This is a genomic window from Bacteroides sp. FSHCM14E1, assembly GCF_019633785.1.
Lineage (GTDB): Bacteria > Bacteroidota > Bacteroidia > Bacteroidales > Bacteroidaceae > Bacteroides > Bacteroides hominis.
Window position 1 is genome coordinate 69,395 of record NZ_JADKYL010000013.1, and the last position, 19,003, is coordinate 88,397.

General features: G+C 43.8%; 13 protein-coding genes and 3 tRNA genes. 15 read left to right on the forward strand and 1 reads right to left on the reverse strand.

The annotated features are described in order from the left end of the window. The first annotated feature begins 138 nt into the window (after positions 1-138). The 10 genes from ISX59_RS17470 (at position 139) to ISX59_RS17515 (ending at position 14,069) form a co-directional block, all read left to right on the forward strand. Positions 139-567 carry a polymer-forming cytoskeletal protein gene (locus ISX59_RS17470; protein WP_005811209.1) on the forward strand — a complete coding sequence of 143 codons (429 nt, stop codon included), beginning with the start codon at positions 139-141 and terminating at the stop codon, positions 565-567. A gap of 216 nt (positions 568-783) precedes the next feature. Continuing rightward, positions 784-1,728 carry a Tsr15 family tyrosine-type DNA invertase gene (locus ISX59_RS17475; protein WP_005811206.1) on the forward strand — a complete coding sequence of 315 codons (945 nt, stop codon included), beginning with the start codon at positions 784-786 and terminating at the stop codon, positions 1,726-1,728. Positions 1,729-2,122: 394 nt separating this feature from the next. Continuing rightward, positions 2,123-3,376 carry a FimB/Mfa2 family fimbrial subunit gene (locus ISX59_RS17480; protein WP_220576103.1) on the forward strand — a complete coding sequence of 418 codons (1,254 nt, stop codon included), beginning with the start codon at positions 2,123-2,125 and terminating at the stop codon, positions 3,374-3,376. Positions 3,377-3,488: 112 nt separating this feature from the next. Further along, a complete protein-coding gene (locus ISX59_RS17485; RefSeq protein ID WP_220576104.1) occupies positions 3,489-4,400 on the forward strand; it encodes a FimB/Mfa2 family fimbrial subunit in 912 nt (303 codons plus the stop codon). Positions 4,401-4,429: 29 nt separating this feature from the next. Next, positions 4,430-5,026, forward strand: coding sequence for a DUF3575 domain-containing protein (locus ISX59_RS17490; protein WP_005811199.1), 597 nt, complete (start codon positions 4,430-4,432; stop codon positions 5,024-5,026). A gap of 24 nt (positions 5,027-5,050) precedes the next feature. Further along, on the forward strand, positions 5,051-6,901 hold the full coding sequence (locus ISX59_RS17495; RefSeq protein WP_220576105.1) for an OmpA family protein: 1,851 nt from the start codon (positions 5,051-5,053) through the stop codon (positions 6,899-6,901). A gap of 23 nt (positions 6,902-6,924) precedes the next feature. Further along, on the forward strand, positions 6,925-9,387 hold the full coding sequence (locus ISX59_RS17500; RefSeq protein WP_220576106.1) for a Calx-beta domain-containing protein: 2,463 nt from the start codon (positions 6,925-6,927) through the stop codon (positions 9,385-9,387). Then, the gene (locus ISX59_RS17505) at positions 9,326-11,977 is read left to right on the forward strand and encodes a BACON domain-containing protein (protein ID WP_186993687.1); all 2,652 of its coding nucleotides are present in this window, start codon (positions 9,326-9,328) and stop codon (positions 11,975-11,977) included. The genes ISX59_RS17500 and ISX59_RS17505 overlap by 62 nt, the downstream gene beginning before the upstream one ends. Positions 11,978-12,012: 35 nt before the next feature. Next, positions 12,013-13,671, forward strand: coding sequence for a FimB/Mfa2 family fimbrial subunit (locus ISX59_RS17510; protein ID WP_220576107.1), 1,659 nt, complete (start codon positions 12,013-12,015; stop codon positions 13,669-13,671). Positions 13,672-13,685: 14 nt separating this feature from the next. Continuing rightward, entirely contained in the window at positions 13,686-14,069 is a 384-nt protein-coding gene (locus ISX59_RS17515) for a hypothetical protein (RefSeq protein WP_220576108.1), read from the forward strand. Between the two features lie 194 nt (positions 14,070-14,263). Here the strand turns inward: ISX59_RS17515 and ISX59_RS17520 are convergent, their stop codons facing one another. Further along, a complete protein-coding gene (locus tag ISX59_RS17520) occupies positions 14,264-16,483 on the reverse strand; it encodes a beta-N-acetylglucosaminidase (RefSeq protein ID WP_220576109.1) in 2,220 nt (739 codons plus the stop codon). A gap of 121 nt (positions 16,484-16,604) precedes the next feature. Here ISX59_RS17520 and yaaA point away from each other — a divergent pair, with 121 nt between their 5' ends. The 5 genes from yaaA to ISX59_RS17545 all read left to right on the forward strand — a co-directional run bounded on the left by yaaA (position 16,605) and on the right by ISX59_RS17545 (position 18,934). After that, positions 16,605-17,378: a peroxide stress protein YaaA gene (yaaA, locus tag ISX59_RS17525; protein ID WP_220576110.1), complete on the forward strand. Its 774-nt coding sequence runs from the start codon at positions 16,605-16,607 to the stop codon at positions 17,376-17,378. Between the two features lie 5 nt (positions 17,379-17,383). After that, positions 17,384-17,944: a sugar O-acetyltransferase gene (locus tag ISX59_RS17530; RefSeq protein ID WP_044301749.1), complete on the forward strand. Its 561-nt coding sequence runs from the start codon at positions 17,384-17,386 to the stop codon at positions 17,942-17,944. Positions 17,945-18,630: 686 nt separating this feature from the next. Further along, a tRNA-Val gene (locus ISX59_RS17535) sits at positions 18,631-18,705 on the forward strand. A gap of 29 nt (positions 18,706-18,734) precedes the next feature. Continuing rightward, a tRNA-Val gene (locus ISX59_RS17540) sits at positions 18,735-18,809 on the forward strand. 50 nt (positions 18,810-18,859) lie between these two features. Further along, a tRNA-Val gene (locus tag ISX59_RS17545) sits at positions 18,860-18,934 on the forward strand. Positions 18,935-19,003 lie beyond the last annotated feature (69 nt).

The following is a 19,003-nucleotide window of genomic DNA, read 5'->3' on the forward strand; positions in this document are numbered from 1 at the left end:
TTTTTATAGTGACCTGTTGTCTTTTTCTCGTCTTTTTCTTCTGCCTGTCTTATAATTAACTTATATTTGTAATCTACTTAATATTTGGTATCAGAAGAATGTTCGTCCTTTTTTAATTTACATAATTCAGATTTTAATATGTTTGGAAAGAAAAAGAATGAAGATTATTCTGTAAAGACTGTGAAAGTCGGTATTGATAAACTGACTACAATAGCATTGGGAACAATGGTGAAAGGAGCAATCACGGTAGAAGGGGATTTGCGTTTAGATGGAATAATAGAAGGAAATGTTTCCTGTAAAGGGAAAGTAGTGATTGGTCCTCAGGGAAGAATCAAAGGAAATGTGACGTGTACCGGTGCTGTGTTACACGGGATGTTACAGGGAGATATTCAGGTGGCAGAAGATTTGGTTATGAAATCGGGATGTACAATGAATGGCGATGTTTATACATGTAAACTTGAAATAGAATCGAAAGCCAGATTTAACGGTACTTGTAATACTACTGAGAAAAATACACTTGTGACAAGTCAGGTTGCGAAGCCTGAGACTGTGAATACTGAGAAATGATTGAAACGGCTTCTTGAGAAGAACCGGTTTTGTCTATTCCAATTGTGGTTAAAAGTTTTTCGAAGGCTGCAAAGTTATCTAAAAAAAAGAGATAATTATGCAGTTGGTTTGTTATGGCACTACGCTTTTTGCAATTTGTTGAAATATCAGTCTGATATATGAAATGGATAAGCAAAAGCTTGCAATAATCTAATTTGTAATCTTAACAGACTTAAAATGAAAAAAGAACTTTTGACTCGATTTATGGAGAAGCGAATAGTCGAACTGAAAAAAGAGCAACGTAATGGTACTGCCCATGTATATCAGAGCACTTTAAATCGACTGAAAAAATTTATGAACGGACGTGAAATCACCTTTAGCCAACTGACTCCCGAATGGTTAGCTTTGTTTGAACAGAAACTGCTGGCTGATCAACTTAAATGGAACACTATTTCTACTTACATGCGTATGCTGAGATCTGTGTATAATCAGGCGCTGGAGCGGGGAGTGGCAACTTATGTGCCACGTCTTTTCAATAAAGTGCATACCGGAATTGACTGTCCCGTAAAAAGGGCTGTTTCGCCGGAGGTGATATGTAAACTGATGACGGACCAGAAACCATTGCCGGAAAAATTAGCTTTCAGCCGGGATTTGTTTGTTCTTTTGTTTCTGCTTCGCGGGATGCCGTTTGTAGATCTTGCTTTTTTGCGCAGATGCGATTTACAGGGAAATGTAATTACGTATCACCGGCGCAAAACCAGTCGTAAACTGACTGTGGTGGTGGGCAAAGAGGCAATGGAAATTATACGGAGGTATATGTATGCGATTCCGGATTCACCTTATCTTTTTCCTATTATCCAAAATCCCGGTGAGAATGAATATGGGCAATATACCCGTATGTTGCGTCTTCTGAACCATCGCCTGACACAGGTGGCAAATACCTTGGGAATCAGGGAACGGCTAAGTACTTATGTGGCACGTCATACCTGGGCGACTACGGCACTCCGGCAGAATTATAATTCAAGTTTGATTTGTAATGCTATGGGGCATTCTTCGGTGAAAGTGACTGAGACTTATTTTCAACCTTACAGGGATGATGAGGTAAACCGGATGAATCGTTCTCTTATTACATATATTTTATCGAAGAAGAAAAGAGGAATAGATAAAAATATTAGAAGCTAATCAGTTGATTATTAGTTGAAATATTATCCGTTACTTCGTAGGTAACGGAAGGTGATATCGGCGGCAAATTTAAATATATTTTTTGAAATACGCATAATAAAACAATTATTTTTGCAATAGATATTAAATAACTGAACATTTTTATTGGGTTGTTCTTCGAAAAAGACAACAAAAGATTCTTCCATTTTTCAGGTTGAAAGATGGGAAAGGATTTTATTGTCTTTTTTGAGACCGTAAAGATTCATTTTAGTAAAAACAACTCCTTGAAAGACGCCTCTTTGTCTTGGAATTTGTGTAGACCCGTTACCTACGAAGTAACGGGCAGATCGATTGAGATAAGAAACCAACATTCTGTCTGAATCAAATATTAAGTAGAAACTAAAGTGAATTATTTATGAAAAAGAAATCTGTGTTTTTATGGTCTTTGCTCGCTGCAATGGCCATGAGTGCTTGTTCAGAGCACAATGAACTTCCTTCAGGAGAAGTTCCTGGTGGGAACTCGAAGGCTAACTTTATAGTTAAGTTGAACTTTGAAGGAACAAGTATGGAACAAGGAGGTAAGACGAGAGCTGCGCAATCTACTGCAGTGCCGGAAACATCGTGGAGTAAAATCCGTCAGGTGCAGATTTTGCTGTATGACGCAAGCAATATCGTGCGGTTTTCAGATGTAGTTAATCCAACAGACGGGAATACTACTTTTACTTATACAGATGTGCCTGCTGGTACATATACGATGGTTGCTATAGCAAATGCGAAAAGTTCAGCGGATGCTATCAATACCTATTTGGATGGGGGCACAACTCCTGTAGAATGGGGAATGTGGAATGTACGTCAGAAACAGGTGCAGAACATGGTGATGAAATATAAGCCAGGTGCATTCCCTACTTTTTGTTCTGCTGCCTTGGCAGGCAATACGGCCTATACGGAACCTGCCGAGATTTTTATGGGAGCTGTTTCAGGTGTAGTCATTTCTTCGGATGCTACTGCAACTCCATCTCCGATTGCTTTGAAACGTGAAGTCTCTTTGATGCGTGTCCGTCTGAACGTAAAGGATAAAGAAGGAAATACGAATAATGAGAATACCGCCAAAGGGGTTGACTTTACACAAGACGCTTCTATTATGATTTATCGCTTGCCGGATTATCTGAAAGTGATGGCAGGGAATGACGGAGGAGTCAGTGCTACCTCGACTGCTACTAACATATTGTCTATTTCAGATGGTGAAGTCTTTAAAACGGCTGAGCCCGGATTCGGTTATAACCCTGGAGGAACGATTTTAAACGGAAACTTCACGATGTGGAGAGATGTGGTTGTATTCCCCAATAATGGTGGACGTGTTAATGATTCTGCAACTACCGGTACGGCTGACAGACAGCGTCAGTATTTTATAGTGGTATCAGGACGTGGTAAAGCCGGACATATTTTGGGAGATGGTACTGCACTTCCCAGTGATGCTACCGTTTATTGGTCCGGAGTGGTTAAAGAGAATTTTGTACCGAATGTGATTCGTGAAGTAAACCTGACTTTACGTACCGGCGGAAGTACGATTGTACCTGTAACTCCTACGGAATATGGTGGCCTGACAATTACTGTAGGAGCTCCTACACCTTGGGATAGCAATATTGTAAATTCAGATATTATAATGTAAAAACTTTCTTTTTACTCCCCTTGGAATCATGGTCCGGGAGCAGAGAATAGGCAGAAACGCTTGCTGCTCCCGAGAGCCTCGGGGGGGAGGATAATGAAATAAACTATAGAACATGAGAAAAAACAGACTTCTCATAGTATTATTTACTGGTGTAGCAGTCTTACTTTCGCTTGCGTCGTGTACATATGATTATTTTGAAGATGAAACGAATTATCAGGTTTTTGTACCCGAGGTTCTGAACAAGACTGTCAGTGATTGTCGAGTGCTGGTCTATAACGATGCCGGAACATTGGTCGGCGCACGTTATGCAACCTCTCCATGGGATAAAGATCCGCGCATGGAGGCGGGCTTGTTTAGTTTTAGGTTAACTCCCGGCGAATATAAAGTATACTGTTATACCAATACGGACAGTCTTACGTTTGTGGACGGGCAACATCTGGATGCTTCTGCTTTTATTCTGAAAAGCAGTTCTACCGGACCGAACAGATATGTACAGCCTTCGGATATATTATTCCAGAAGTTCGTACCCGCAATTGTACATCCGGGCATTTTACAGACCGATACCACAGCATTGGAACGCTATACCGGACGTATAACGGTTCGGTTTAAGAAATTTCCCGGTGATGTATCGCATATAAAGAAGGTACAATTGCTTGCGGAAGGAGCACCTGTGATGCAATACCTCAAAAATGATACTCTGACCGGCCGATTGACTCCCGAGGATAAAATGTTTCATTTCGGAACATTACCCGTACAGGAGAAAGCCGATGTATTAGAGGTAGATCATCGTTTTATTCCTTCTGTGGAGAATGAACAGATGAGGTTGAATTATACATTTCTCGATGAAAATGGAGCAGTTGTCAACCATTTGCCCGTGGAAGTTACGGAAAGGGAGACAGGATTGCCGTTACGGTTATTGCATGGTAAACGTATAATTATTGAAATCGAATCTTATACCGTTATTAAGATATCGGTTGTAGGATGGAACGAAGATATCGAGAGTGGAGATACGGACATGGAATGATACATATATACATATAAAAGAGAATTAGAATGAAATCAGTTATACGACATATTTTGAGTGTCGCCGTTTTATTTTGCTTAATCAGCGGAGTACAGGCACAAAGTGTCAAAGTGAATATTCCTTTTTGGCTGACCGGTTCGCCTAACGTTGGCTTTGAGTATACATTGACGAGACAACTCACGGTGAACGGTGAAGTGCTATGGATGCCGTATTTATTCAAGAAACATGAAGAAGTGTTTCGGGCACTCCAGAGCAGTGTTGAATTGCGCTATTATGTGAATCCGCGTAACTTCTATACTAACGATTCGTGGGATGGATTTTACATAGGTCCTTATGCCATGTACGGTAACTTTAATATTGGTTTGTTGAAGCATAATGATCCGTTACAGAGTTATCGTCGTAAAGGCTGGGGAGTGTCAGGTGGTATCTCAACCGGATATAAATTTGCTTTCAACTCTCGTTGGGGGCTGGATCTGAATATTGGGCTGGGATATGCGCACCTCCAATATAATAAATATTATTTGGGCGGAGAGTATGTAAATTTCCCTTTGGAACGTAAGAAAACCAAGAGATGGATTGGTCCGACTAAGTTTGGTGTAAATCTTACTTATAATATATTCCGCTAATGTTACTGATAAAAAGTTGCTGAAATGAGAAAGAAGAAGATACAGATTCTCCTGTCGGCTGCCGCATTCCTTTTTTTAATGGGAGGAACTATGCCTTCCGTTGCGCAGGAGCGGAAGATAGGGCGGATAGAACGGCGGGCAGACCGTAATTTTATCAGGCAGAAATTTGATAAAGCGATGGCCCAGTACGAAACGGCTATCAGGCGTGAAAAAGATGAGGACAGTCAGGCTGCGCTTCATCTCAAAACAGCACGTTTGTATTTCATGGTGAGGGAATACGGTCGCGCCTCAGAACATTATGATAAAGCAATGGGGTTGCGTCCGGATCTGCTCGGGGTAGATGATGTCTGTGACTATATAGATGCCTTGCGCTTTCAGGGACAGGCCCGCAAAGCAGAAGCTATCTGCCTGGATAATGCCTATAAGGATATATATAGTCGCTATCAGCGTTATCAGAATACGTTAGAGGCACTTGCCATGCGCCATTCGGTTCAGGAAGACCCCGGATTTTCGGCAAAACGTTTATCACTGAATACACCGAATGCTGAATTTTGGGTTGGAAATTATGGTGAGCAGCCGTTTTATGCCATTAGCTACAGTAAATTCAATGATCCGGGAAAGTTGTTCTTTCATCGTACTCACTATTATGCACTTGACGAAACCGGTGAACCCGGTGCCGAGGCTCAGAAACCTCCGAGATATTATGGATATTTCCGGAAGATACCTGCTGACTTGCAGAATGGTCCGGTGACCTTTTCGCCGGATATGAAGTCAATGGTAGCTACAGTCATTGAGTACGATAAAGAGAAGACAACAGTGGAGATGGCAGACCGGAAACTACGCCCTTTCCGTACAAAGTTGTTCTATTCTGTGCTAAAGAATAAAAAGAAACGGTTTACGAAGTATGTTCCGGCTTTTCCACAGGAGGAGATGTCTTCGTATGCCCATCCTTACTTATTCAATGAAGGTAAATCATTATTGTTCACTTCCGACATGCCGGGAGGATACGGAGGGTTCGACTTGTATGTTGTTCATTGGGATGACGAGGCCCGGACATGGGGAACCCCTGTAAATCTGGGACCAGATGTCAACACGGAAGGTGATGAGATCTTTCCTGTAATCTATAAAGGACGTCTCATCTTTTCGTCTAACGGGCTGCCGGGATTCGGTGGTTATGACCTGTTCAGTGCTTATTATGATAAGGATGGGGTAGTGCCGGGCAGTATCAGTCATTTTCCCTATCCGGTAAATTCCGTCTTCAACGATTATTATATGTGTCCGCTCGATTTGCGAACAGCTTATTTCGTATCCGATCGTGAGATGGCTTCAAGAGATGATATTTATTACCTCCGTACGGTAGAAGATTTAGGTACTCAGCAGGGGATGCCCTTTTACGGGATGAGTGAGGAGAATGCGATTTTGGGTGGCGCTTTGTTGTTGAACGGAGCTACGGAAACAGTTTCTCCGGAGTCTGTTGCATTGAAGCAATATGCACCTGAAGGTTTGCTGATGACTCTTTATTTTGATTTCGATTCGGATGAACTGACCGATGAATCTGTACGGAGGCTTGAGCAGTTTATCAATGAAATGGGTACCTACCAGTTTTCGGAACTGAGGTTCGATGGTTTTGCCGATGAGATAGGAAGTGACAGTTATAACTATTCATTGTCAGAACGAAGGGCAGAGAGTGTTGCAGAGTTCCTGCGCAATCATGGTTTAAATGTACGTTTCGGTATACAGGCCCATGGTAGGATAAAACTTTCTCCGGAAGAGGTGAAAGAGGAAATTGAGTATCATCGCTGGCCGGAGGGAGGTATCGACTGGATACAAGTGAACCGTCGGGCAAGGCGTGTCGAAATATATAATAAGAGGTAGAAATATAAAAAAGTAAACGATATATGAAGAAGACAAGAATTCATAGAGTGTGGATACTGTTCCTGCTGAGCATCATGGCCTGTCTGCAGGTAAGAGCCCAATATATGCCGGTGGTTTTCGATAAGAAATATGGCGATAAGAACCAGATACAACTGGTATGCCCGTTGGCCGGTGACGAAGTGGCTATGGTAGGCAAAGAGGGACAGAAGTACAATCTGACCTGGATAGGAAGAGAAGGTGAGGTACTCTTTTCGTTACCGTTGGCCGGGTTTACTGCTGTTAATGAGCTGACAGAGTTGGAGGACAATCGTATCCTGCTTGTCGGACAATCTGCTGTGATGAATACAAAAGGCAGAAAGGATAATGTGACGCTGAGCGGACGGGCGGTCATATTAGACCGTAGTGGTCATGTTGTTACCAATATTTATGCGGGAGGACAAGGAAGCGAGTTTCTGAAAGGTGCCCTGCTACGAAGCGGATCATTGATACTTTCCGGTATGGAGCCGAAAGGAGGAAGCGGTCGGCAAGGTATTCTCTTGAAAGTAGATAAATCGGGTAGAGTGATTTATCAGTATAAGAACACCGGAAGTGGCTATTGTGACCAGTTTGAGGTGTTGGGCAACACGACTGAATATATCTGTGCGGCTTTCTCCGGAGACAGAGAAAAAGAACAGACGGTGGTGGTCCGGTTAGATGATAAAGGGAAACCTTATTATGTGACTGCCATTCCGGCTAAACGATTTATAGTGACAGGCCTGAACGCCAATATCAATGACGGTTCGGTGATTGTTACCGGTAATTCATCGACAGATGGAGGTATTATTTATAAGATTCGTCCGGAAGGTGATATTGTTTTTGCTAAAACACTGATACCTGCCAACCAGGGATTGGCAACGCTCAACCATCTACGGGTGGCCCGCAATGGCAATATATTAGTAGGAGGCAGTGGTAATAAAGGATATTACGCTTTATTGCGAAATGACGGAACAGCTTTGTACTCGGGTACTTCGAACGGAAGTGTGAGAGGTGTGGGTATGAACCGGACTACCGGCGAATCAGTGGTAACCACTTATGACGTCAACGCACGCAGAGGAACATTTGTCCGTATATTGCCGACAGGAAAAGCTGAGTTTGACCGAACGATTGATGGTAACTTTGATAAGATTAAGGTGACTAACAACGGTGAAGTGTTGCTGCTGTCTTCGGATGAGGGCCGGGTTTGTATGTATTCTGCTACAGGTGAGAAAGAGTTTGACCGTTATGTGACGGATAATAAACCTACCATTTACCGTCAGGCCTTGACTGCATCATCCGGGGAGTTGCTTTTTCTGGGTAGTGGTAGCCGTCTTGTCAAGCTCGGACATGGACTCTATGTCTCGGACGTGAAAATAACCAAGCCGGTAAACGGAACAGCCACCGCTGTGTTTACTGTGACACTGACCGGATATGCCACCACGAAAGAGGGAGCGCCTGTTCCTGTGAGTGTAGGTTATGCCACTCGCGAAGCATCGGCTACAACGGCCAATAACTTTACTCCGGTAAAGGGAAAGCTCTCTTTCACTCCCTCACGCGGAACGGCTGACCGCTATCTGGTGAAACAGGATATTGAGGTTCCGGTAAAGGCGAATGATCTGATCGAAGGTGTGAAGGACTTTGAATTGCTATTGTCGGATGTTCAGCAGAGTTATCTGGTGAAGCCTGTAGGAAAAGCGGTTATCGAAGATCAGCAGGCGGTTGTAAAGTTGGTACGTACGGAGCGCGGAGAAGAGGGATCCAAAGATATTTTATATGAACTGGGATTATTTAAGACCGACGGAACTCCTTTGACTAATGCAACGGGAGCCAATATTATAGTGGATGGCATTTATGGGGAAGGCACAGCCGATGCGCTTGATTTCGATATGGGATTGACGCCGAGAGTGATATTTGCCAATGGTTCGCAAAAGTCATCTTTTAATGTCAGAACATTGGAGGATACCCGCTATGAACTTCCTAAAACCGTGGTGGTGAATTTCAATAAAGTACATAGCCTGAGTGGTTCCAATGTCGCTTTTGATGGTGAATTGCTGAGTTGCAGCGGAATTGTTGTTGATCAGCCGGCGCGCTTGGCCATAACTTCACTTGGCGACCACAGAGTAAATAATAATGTGGTGTCGGGCTTCTTCACCGTTTCGCTGTTGCGTGCTTCAGACGGAGCCTTACTGACTAATGCCACAGGTAGTGATATTATTGTTAACTGTGTGACATTGCCCGATGCTACGGCAAAAGAAGGAAAAGACTTTGTCTTTACCAACCTGCATGACCTACGCATCAGTGGAGACGGCAACCATAGTTCGGCTAATGTGAATGGAGTAGTATTGTTCAGTACGGATGCTTTGGAAAAACAGGTGAAACTGAAAATCAAATCTGTAAACCAGCCTACGGGTGCACAGCCGATCAGTGTGTCTGACGCAGAACGTATGGCAGAGTTTACGATCCGGAAATAAAATGATTCTTAGGGATAAGAGTGCCTTGCATTTCAAATGCAAGGTCTTCTTGTCTGCTCAGAAGAAAATGGATGAAAAAAGAACTATGACAGGAAAAAGAATATATACAGGGTTGATGGGCTTGCTGCTTTTTCTGGCGTTTGCTTGTACGGATGACAGGGAATCGCCAGGGGGAACCAATGGTAATCCTTCATTGGTTTTCAGGATGACGAGAGCTTCTGCTGATATTATCAATAATACGCAAGTCTATCTGTTTGATGGAGATGGGGCTGCTGCCGGACAGTTCAGGCAGAAAGTGCCGGATGTGACTTACGCTGCAGACCGTCTTACCATGCCGGTTGCGGCAGGTACGTGGGATATTACGTTGGTCAGTGCCGACAGGGATATAAACAGTGAATTGGTTCAGCCTGTCCGTGGCCAGGGGCGTTCATCACTGAAAATGTGGGAAACCCGTTCCTCCGGTGGAAATTTGCCGTCTATGCCTGAGTTGCGTACGGCTTATATTACCGGACAGCAGGTTATTGCCGGTCAGGATAATGTCGCTTCCGAAACAGCATTACTTTCACGGAACGTTGCATTGGTCAAAGTCGTGATAGCTGATGCCGGAGGACTGGATATCAATGGTACCCACACCATGAAATTGAGCAACGTGCCTACGACTCTTAATTGGGAAGGAGGGTTATACCCCAATAAAAACAACCCTACTGTGAGTGCGGAACCTATGACCGGTACCTTTACTATACATAATAATACTGCAATGGCGGGTCATCAGTATAGTGATACGCTTCGGTTTATTGTGCCGGCCCATAAAGGAACTGATTATCTGAATGCGCTTCCGACAGACACGACTACCAGCCATCTTAAACTGAGTGTCGATCTGGCCAGTGAAGGAGGTACACGTTTCGAGAAGACGGATGTGGTAATTCCTCGGGTTCCACGAGTAAACGGAATTTTGTTGGTACGCATTTTCCTTGGTGGAAAGCTCGATGTCTCTACTGAGATATTGAACTGGCAAGATACACAGTTGGAAGCCGATTTGTCACAGACCCAGCTTTATACGGATAAAGCTTCCGTTGGGCTGGCATTCAAAGACACGATACATGTAAATACCAATGCCCGGGAATATACAGTGGAGAAGGCACCTGAGGCCACGTGGATTACTTCGGTGAAAAAGTTGGATGGGAATGCGGTGGAAATTACTGCTGACCTGGATAGCTATGTGGATAATCATCCGCGTACTTCGTATATTACCATTAAAGCAAATAATGTGACCAAGAAAATACCGGTTACACAAAGACCGGATAGAGGTACTATCAAAGTTAGTGTCAACAAACTACAATTTAGTCCTCCACATCCAACTGCTTCACTTAATGTTCAGTCTGTTGGTGGAAATTGGAAATTACTGGCTCAAAGTTCCAAGGCGACTGCTGCTACTACCCAAGGGGCAACAGGGAGTACAGCTGTAACTTTTACAAGAACCTCTACCAGTGATGATTCATTGTATGATGAATATTATGGAGAAGGACAGGCGGTTTTTAAAAATATGACGACTCTTGATACGGATACTGTCCATTTAAGTAATTTATTTATAGGTATTATCGATGATTTGATTGAGGTTGCACAGCCTACTGTGCATCCGGATACTACATGTACTGTAAACAATGTGAAAGTATATGGTGGAGATACTCGTGATTTGACTATCATTAATAAGCCAGATTGGATACATCCCGCACCAGAGACGGATTACAATCCTGCAACCGGTATTTTTACTTTTGTCTGCGATCGTGAACCAAATGAAGAAGAACGTTATGGAGAAATAACTCTTGGACATATTGATGATCCTGATTATACAGTTAAAGTATCAGTGCTTCAAGCTATAATTGTTCGTATCCCAGAGTTTAATTATTTTGTTGTACAGTTTGTTTGGGATTCGAATGACGTAGATGTAAAAGTTGGGTTCACAGGAAATCCTACATCTGTTGTGGTAAATGGCATTACTTACAATACAAGTTCGGTAGATGCATTCCAGAATCAGTGGGTTGGCTGGAGTCAAGGTAGTGTGGTTAACTATGATAGTAAGGAGCTATTGAAATGGGGTGGTGATGCTCAATCTGGACAAGGAGAAACTGCATTCTTTAATGCTCCGGTAATTAATTCTGCACCTTATCCCGGTCAACATGGCATAGAACCGAATGCTCCGGGGTTATTGCCACGTACAGTAACCTTGCAGGTAAATGCCGGATGGTATAGAGGAGGTGGTATCCCGATGACTTGTAATATCTATGCTTATTTGGGTGGTACTATGAGTCATGTCGGTACGAATTTTGTCAATCAAGGTGGAACACTGGTTTACACTTCTACAAATAAGTTTAGTGTGCAGGCTTCCGGTTCTAAGCAATATGACCATATTTGTGATATTGTATATGACCGTAAGAAACACACTGCAAAAATAAATTGGAAAGGAACTGTGTGGACAGGTACTCGTTCGGTACGGGTTCCAATGAGAAGTGTAGAAGAGACTCAGAAACCTTATTGGGCTCCTACAGTAGTTGATACTTACTCTAATAATTATCGAGGAGAAAGGAGGTAGCTTTAATGTGTATAATGAAAATTAAGAGCTATAGTATGAAAATACAATATATAATAGGTATACTGGTTGCCCTTCTGTTTGTCTCGTGTAGTCATGAGGAAGAGGAACAGAAACCCGCTTATGGGAAGATAGATGTTGCTGTTTCGGTAACCTTGCCGCAGCCGGAGTCAGTGAATACGCTTACTCGTGCCGGTGGCCCGTATACGGATACCGATATTAAGAACGTAGACTTGCTGATATTCGACAAAGACGCAAAGTTTATGGAGCGTGTCAAAGTAGAGAATGACAGGTTGGTTGTTACCGGAACGGGGATTAATTTCACAGTCCGTTTGGATGCCACTTCGGAACGGCGTATCATTCATCTGGTTGCAAATGGGCGGAGTGCTGATGGCACTTCGGATCGCTTGAACTTTGGTGATATAACTCCGGGTATGGCAGAAAATGCGGCTATCTCTTCTTTGCAGACAGCCTCGCTCGAACATGTGAATGAAGGAGAGAGCACATTGCTAAACCATGTGATGCCTTTGGTCATGTGGGGACGTTTTGCTCTCAACGGAATCAATATCGTGACGAAAGCAGAGGGTGTGAAACTGTTGCGTTCCACTGCCTGTATACAAGTGAAGAAGGGTAGTGGGGGTGTAAATACCGGACTGGATGATTTTGTCATCGAAGGAATTACCGTACATCAGGGAGCCTGTCATGGCTTCCTGGCTCCGACCGATTGCACAGGAGAAGTTAACACTCCCGTTACCGCAAATCCGGTTACCGGTGGAACCTATCTGGATTATCGTAAGGGTTGGGTTAATGGTGCGGAACCATCTTTATACATTTATGAGCGCAATTGTTCGGCTTCCGACTATATGGGAGTAGTCATTGCAGCCCGGTATAAGGGAAAAAAAGGCTATTATAAGGTAGTAATGACCGGTAACAACGGAGCTCCTCTGAACATTGTACGTAACCACCGTTATATTGTTACGGTGGTGGGCGTCAATGGTCCGGGATATGAAAATCCGGATATTGCTGTGGCTTCTGCACCTTCGAATGCTCTGAAAGTGGAGTTGACGGATGAAGACACGGATTTGCCCTGTATTGTGGCCGACGGTGAATACCGTATGGCATCGTCTAATAATGTATTCAGCCTATATGGAAAAACAGGTGTGACTACATCGGCGACGGGCGTAGATATTTGTACCGTATATTCCAGCCGTGGTGTTCAGCCGGTTCTGACCCTACCTGCCGATTGTAATTGGCTGACCAATCTGTCTGCACAAGCTTTAGGAAGTAATAAGTATAAAATAACAGGGGATTTTACCTCACCGGCCAATAGTGCCGTATCTACAACCTTGACTATGACGTGTGATAATCTGTCTCAGCCGGTTCGTGTCAGTTGGAATCCCATTATATCGGACCAGAAAGATACCGATTCGTTTGTTTTCGATTTGGTTGGTTCAACCGACCGTAACTGGACGGTCCGGGTATTGAATCCGACGTCTGCCGGCTGGCTCTTTCTGCACCCATCCGCCGCATCTCCCGGAGCATTTCCGGGAGACGGTATGGTGTCGGAACTCAGTAGCAAATATAGTTCGCATGCTTATTTGCACGTAGCTTTCGGAGCGAACAGGAGAGGGACTGTACTGATGACTTCCGCCTCCGGCGGGGAAACTGTAGCCCGTAAGATAGTAGTTATTCAATAGAACGTTGCGGTAGTATGACCCTGGAAGAGATATTGCAAATAGAAGCACAGAATGTTGATTGTATTTTCCTGTATCAGGAAGAAGGAGCATGGTATGCCTATGAACATTCTGCCTTTTATTGTTATTCTCTTCTGGGCATACTTGATATAGACTGGTTGCCCTGTCCGGACGGAACTACTTCCGGACGAAAAACAATCAGGGTGCGTGTTTCCGAACCGGATAAGTTTTTATGTACACCTCTATTGCGTCTGATGCGGAAGCGTAAAACTGAATATGTTGTTTTATGCAAAATTTCGTGTGGAGGTTTTTACTACTGGCGGGAACAGCAGCAAATGAAATTTCGTGTATTACAGGAAAGAGAAAGCTCTTGTACGAAGGTAAATGGACATGCTGAATGATTAATCTTATCCTCTGTAGCCTTGAAAAGGCAGCTTTTTCACGAGCATACTCTTTGTATGCTATCTTTAGTGATATTCATCGGTATAGCCTGTGAAGGCTGTTGATGAATTATTGTTTGTTTTGTTTGTGTGCGCCCCTTCCGTATTTTAGCGAAAATACCGGAAGGGGCCTTTTACACAGATTGAATAAGTTTTTATTTGTCCAGAGTAATGATAAAACGGCGAAGATAAACTTCTTGTTCCGTATTGCCGGTATTGCTGAAACGGACAGCTTTCACCGGAGCTTGTTTCAGGTTAAGCGTGATCCGGTTCTTTTCCTGTTTGAAGTCAGCTTTTTGCCATTCTTTGCCATCGGCTGAAACTTCAAGTCGTCCCCAGGCGGCTACATCCGGTTTGCCGAAATCTATATCCAGGCTCTGTCCCGGATAGGCTTGATCCAGTTCGATGGTCAACGTACGTCCCGCTCCCCATTTGATTACTTCGTTGGCAGGCGATACCAATATACGGTTTGTTTTGATCTGTAACGGCTGATTGCGTAGTTGCTCTACGTCACTCGTCAGTTTGTGAGGCATATAGTCCGTTGCGGCATCCAGCTGTGTACCGTTTTGCTTGTTATAGCATTCGGTCACCGTAGTGAACGTTTGGTCGATCAGTGGTTTGATCACTTTAGTTGCTGTTTTTACACCCGGCTGGTAAGGGTTTTGGTTATAAGTCTGGTCCACTTGGAACATCTGTTGTTGCAGTGCTTTCACATGGCGGTACTTCCGGATAAAAAGTGAGTTGTCGCCTTCTTTGTAAGCTTTGACCATAGACAATACTTCTTGTCCGGTTTCACCCAATAATTTGAATTGACGGAGCCAAGGCATCATTTCTGCAATCAAAGGTTGGTTTTCGGTGTTGGTCATCAGAATATCACCGGACTCTGTCATCTTGCCGAAGGTTGCTTTCAAGGAGTTGAAGTCTGCTTCGGTATACGAGCCGTTTTTCAGATAGCTGTCGAGAAAAAGCTTAGCTACAGGCTGTAATTCAACCGATTCGTCCCGGCGGTATTTATGTCCGTTCGGACCTAGGTCAGAGTTGTGTGCTGCGAAGAATTCCAGTTCCTCCGCAGCACTCGGCAAAATGGTGCGTATGGCATCTTTCCATGTCTGTTCGCTGTCATATTTTTCCGGATTCCATGCATAACTGGCTACACTGTAAATTGCTATTTTAGATGCTTCGGCATGTTCCATCGGGTTGGTGACGAAGCCTGACATCTGATCGGCAATCTGGGTGTCGTTGCCGTAAACCGGTCCGAGCAGCAAATGGTCGCGTACGTAATCGGATACCGGAAAATTCCACCAGATATACGCCGGGCGCTTGATGCGCTTGTTGATCCAGGCAATACCATCTTTGGTTATGTCGGAAATCACACGGTCGCCCGTCCACATAATCTGGATAGAAGGGTTCAGTTTCTCACCCAAAGTAGTCAGGTAATTACCTTTCGGGTTCGACCAGCTTTTGTTATATTCGGTAGGGCACATGACCAGCGGGGTAACGTCCGGTTTGGCCTTTACGAATTTCTCGTCAATGTAGTTCAGTAGTTCAGCCTGTTTGTTCGGGTTGGTTCCTTCCCCCGAAATATCATCGAAGAATACTGCGAACGAACGTACTCCCAGATCATACATCTTCTCGAATTTAGCCAGCAGCAGATCACGGTCTTCCTGATTCCATTTGATATCTTGTCCCGGGTGAATGGCCCATACAAAGTCCACTTCGTTTTCATTGGCCACTTTTACTAACTCCTGTAACTGAAGCGCCTCTTTTTCCGGATAAGGCAAACGCCAGTTGGGGGAACTGTGATACGGGTCGTCTTTAGGACCATAGATATAGGTATTCATCTTATTTTCTCCGTAGAATTTCAACTGACGGAGACGGGCTTCGTGGCTCCATGGAGTTCCATAGAATCCTTCGACTACACCGCGGAAGCGGATGGAAGGATAGTCCTTGATTTCAACTACAGGCAATTGGTTATTGTTCAGCAGTTGTGATAGGGTTTGCAAAGCATAGAAGGTTCCCCGTTCGTCTTGTCCGGCCAATACGATTTCTTTGTCGTTGACAGCTAAATAATATCCTTCTTTCTGATTGGGAATTTGCCGGGCGAATTTACGGATAGCTTTATCCCCTTTTTCACCGATATAGATGCGAATTCCGTCCTTATCTGTCTTTTTTCCGGCAAGTAAAGCTTTCAGTGCACTGACGGCATGCGGGTTTGCTTCTGTTTCTCCGACAATCAGATAGGTATCCGGCAGACTCAGAGCCTGCGTTTCCGAAAGAATCTGTTGTGGTTGTGGTTGAATACTTGTGTTCTGGGCCGAAGCACTGACGCCCAAAAGGAGCCAGGCTCCCAGTAAGTAGAGTCGTTTAATCTTCATTTTAGGTAAAATGTTAGTTTTTCAGGTTTTAGTGACAGTACAAAAGTAAGAAAAAAAGTGTATACTCCCGTTTTTCTATTAATTTTGTTCCTTTGAAACATTGAAATAAGGAAAGAAGTCTATGCTGATACTTTTATCTTGCGCCAAAACCATGAGTGACGTTTCGAAAGTGAAAACGCCTCTCACTACATTTCCCCGCTTCCGGAAGGAGGCAGCGGAGGTCGCTTTGCAAATGTCTCAATTCTCTGTCGGAGAGTTGGAGCGCCTGTTGCGGGTAAATCCTAAGATTGCTGTTGAGAATTATAAGCGCTATCAGGACTTTCATTCCGAAGCGACTCGGGAGCTGCCTGCGCTGTTGGCTTATACCGGGATTGTTTTTAAAAGACTTTCTCCCAAAGGTTTTTCGGATGAAGATTTCCGATATGCTCAGGACCATTTGAGGTTGACTTCGTTTTGCTATGGGCTGCTGCGTCCTCTCGACGTGATTCGACCTTACAGGCTCGAAGGAGATGTCCGATTGCCCGAACCCGGTACCCGAACCATGTTTGAGTATTGGAAGCCGGTTCTTACCGACTTGTTTATAGAAGATATTAAAAAAGCCGGTGGGATACTTTGTAATCTGGCGAGTGACGAGATGCGGGGACTTTTTGATTGGAAACGGGTGGAGAGAGAGGTCCGTGTGGTGACTCCTGAGTTTCACGTCTGGAAAAACGGGAAACTGGCTACAGTAGTGGTCTACACTAAAATGTCGAGGGGAGAGATGACCCGTTACATCCTGAAAAACCGGATAGAATCCGTTGACCAGTTGAAAACATTTGCCTGGGAAGGATTTGAGTTCAACGAACAGCTTTCGGATGAAAAGAAATATGTATTTACGAACGGAAAAACAGAATAATCCAAATGACTGAAATAGAAAAAATGCGTAGTGGCGAACTGGCTGATATGTCAGCACCCGAGTTGCAGGTACGGTTCGAGCATGCCAAAAAGTTATTGGCACGGATGCGGGGACTGAGTACGTATGACGATACTTACAGGGAGTTACTTGAGGAGCTGGTGCCCGACCTTCCGCCTACCTCTGTTATTTGCCCGCCTTTTCATTGTGACCATGGTGACGGCATCCGTCTGGGCGAACATGTATTTGTTAATGCCAATTGTACCTTCCTTGACGGAGCATTCATCACTATCGGAAGTCATACACTGATAGGTCCGTGTGTGCAAATCTATACTCCACATCATCCGATGGACTATCTGGAACGCCGTAATCCCAAGGAATATGCTTATCCGGTTACTATTGGTGAAGATTGCTGGATTGGGGGCGGAGCGGTCATTTGCCCTGGGGTGACGATAGGTGACCGTTGCGTGATTGGAGCCGGTAGCGTGGTTACAAAAGATATACCGGATGATTGTGTGGCGGTAGGCAATCCCGCACGTGTTATTCGGCGGCAGGCATCGGACGGATAACCTAAGTTAGGTTCTTCTTCAAAATTTGGTAGTAAGTTTTCTTTTACTCATGGAAATCTAATTCAGTTTTCGGAAGTGTAAGCCCTCGTTTATAGTTGATAAAAAAGCAAGTATCCCGGCTTTCCTCCGAAGAGTCCATCCGTGAGATGAAAAAGCGAATTTTAGAATAAACCATCTGAAAATCAATATCTTTAAAAAGTAAGATTTCTATCCTCAAAAACTTTGTTTTAACACAGAGTTAAAGCTTGTTCTTTGGATGTGAATAACAAGTTCTTTAAATGCAAAAGACTTGTTATTTACGCATAAGAACCTGACAACCTGCAAAAGGAGTTAACAATGTTAATTGAAGAAAGGTATAAGGATGAAGATACCGGTCCGGACGGCGTAAATTCACTTCCGAGACTTGAGCAATCTTATTCAGCCGGTGTCTGTTTTTTCCTATTAAAGCAAGCAAAAAGGACAATTATCAACTTGAAAATAAAGAAATAAAGAATTTACCACCTAATTTGAAGAAGAATCCTATAGTTACTGAGAAAACAAACGAAGTAAAACAAAATGGATTCTATTGTTTGAAAAACAGAGACTTACTGATGATGTTGGAAACTTTTTGAAAAAAAAGATCGTAAATAATTTGTAGATTTCGAGAAAAGCGATACCTTTGCATCGCTTTTAAAAGGAAAGTGTACGGGCGTTTAGCTCAGCTGGTTCAGAGCATCTGCCTTACAAGCAGAGGGTCGGCGGTTCGAATCCGTCAACGCCCACAGCCGAACACTTTCGAAGAAGAATATATGGGCGTTTAGCTCAGCTGGTTCAGAGCATCTGCCTTACAAGCAGAGGGTCGGCGGTTCGAATCCGTCAACGCCCACATTGAAAAGAGATTCAGTTTTGCTATATATTCTTTGAGAAAGATACATCGGGCGTTTAGCTCAGCTGGTTCAGAGCATCTGCCTTACAAGCAGAGGGTCGGCGGTTCGAATCCGTCAACGCCCACAACATAGAGTCCTTGCAGAATATTTCTGTGAGGACTTTCTTTTTTATGGCTGATCTGGTTGCGGTGTA

Excerpts from the sequence above, each read along its gene's own strand:
- ISX59_RS17470 (WP_005811209.1), top strand. The coding sequence starts at position 139 with ATGTTTGGAAAGAAAAAGAATGAAGATTATTCTGTAAAGACTGTGAAA.
- ISX59_RS17515 (WP_220576108.1), top strand. The coding sequence starts at position 13,686 with ATGACCCTGGAAGAGATATTGCAAATAGAAGCACAGAATGTTGATTGT.
- ISX59_RS17530 (WP_044301749.1), top strand. The coding sequence starts at position 17,384 with ATGACTGAAATAGAAAAAATGCGTAGTGGCGAACTGGCTGATATGTCA.
- ISX59_RS17520 (WP_220576109.1), bottom strand. The coding sequence starts at position 16,483 with ATGAAGATTAAACGACTCTACTTACTGGGAGCCTGGCTCCTTTTGGGC.
- ISX59_RS17495 (WP_220576105.1), top strand. The coding sequence starts at position 5,051 with ATGAGAAAGAAGAAGATACAGATTCTCCTGTCGGCTGCCGCATTCCTT.
- ISX59_RS17480 (WP_220576103.1), top strand. The coding sequence starts at position 2,123 with ATGAAAAAGAAATCTGTGTTTTTATGGTCTTTGCTCGCTGCAATGGCC.
- ISX59_RS17475 (WP_005811206.1), top strand. The coding sequence starts at position 784 with ATGAAAAAAGAACTTTTGACTCGATTTATGGAGAAGCGAATAGTCGAA.
- ISX59_RS17500 (WP_220576106.1), top strand. The coding sequence starts at position 6,925 with ATGAAGAAGACAAGAATTCATAGAGTGTGGATACTGTTCCTGCTGAGC.
- ISX59_RS17490 (WP_005811199.1), top strand. The coding sequence starts at position 4,430 with ATGAAATCAGTTATACGACATATTTTGAGTGTCGCCGTTTTATTTTGC.
- ISX59_RS17485 (WP_220576104.1), top strand. The coding sequence starts at position 3,489 with ATGAGAAAAAACAGACTTCTCATAGTATTATTTACTGGTGTAGCAGTC.
- ISX59_RS17510 (WP_220576107.1), top strand. The coding sequence starts at position 12,013 with ATGAAAATACAATATATAATAGGTATACTGGTTGCCCTTCTGTTTGTC.
- yaaA (WP_220576110.1), top strand. The coding sequence starts at position 16,605 with ATGCTGATACTTTTATCTTGCGCCAAAACCATGAGTGACGTTTCGAAA.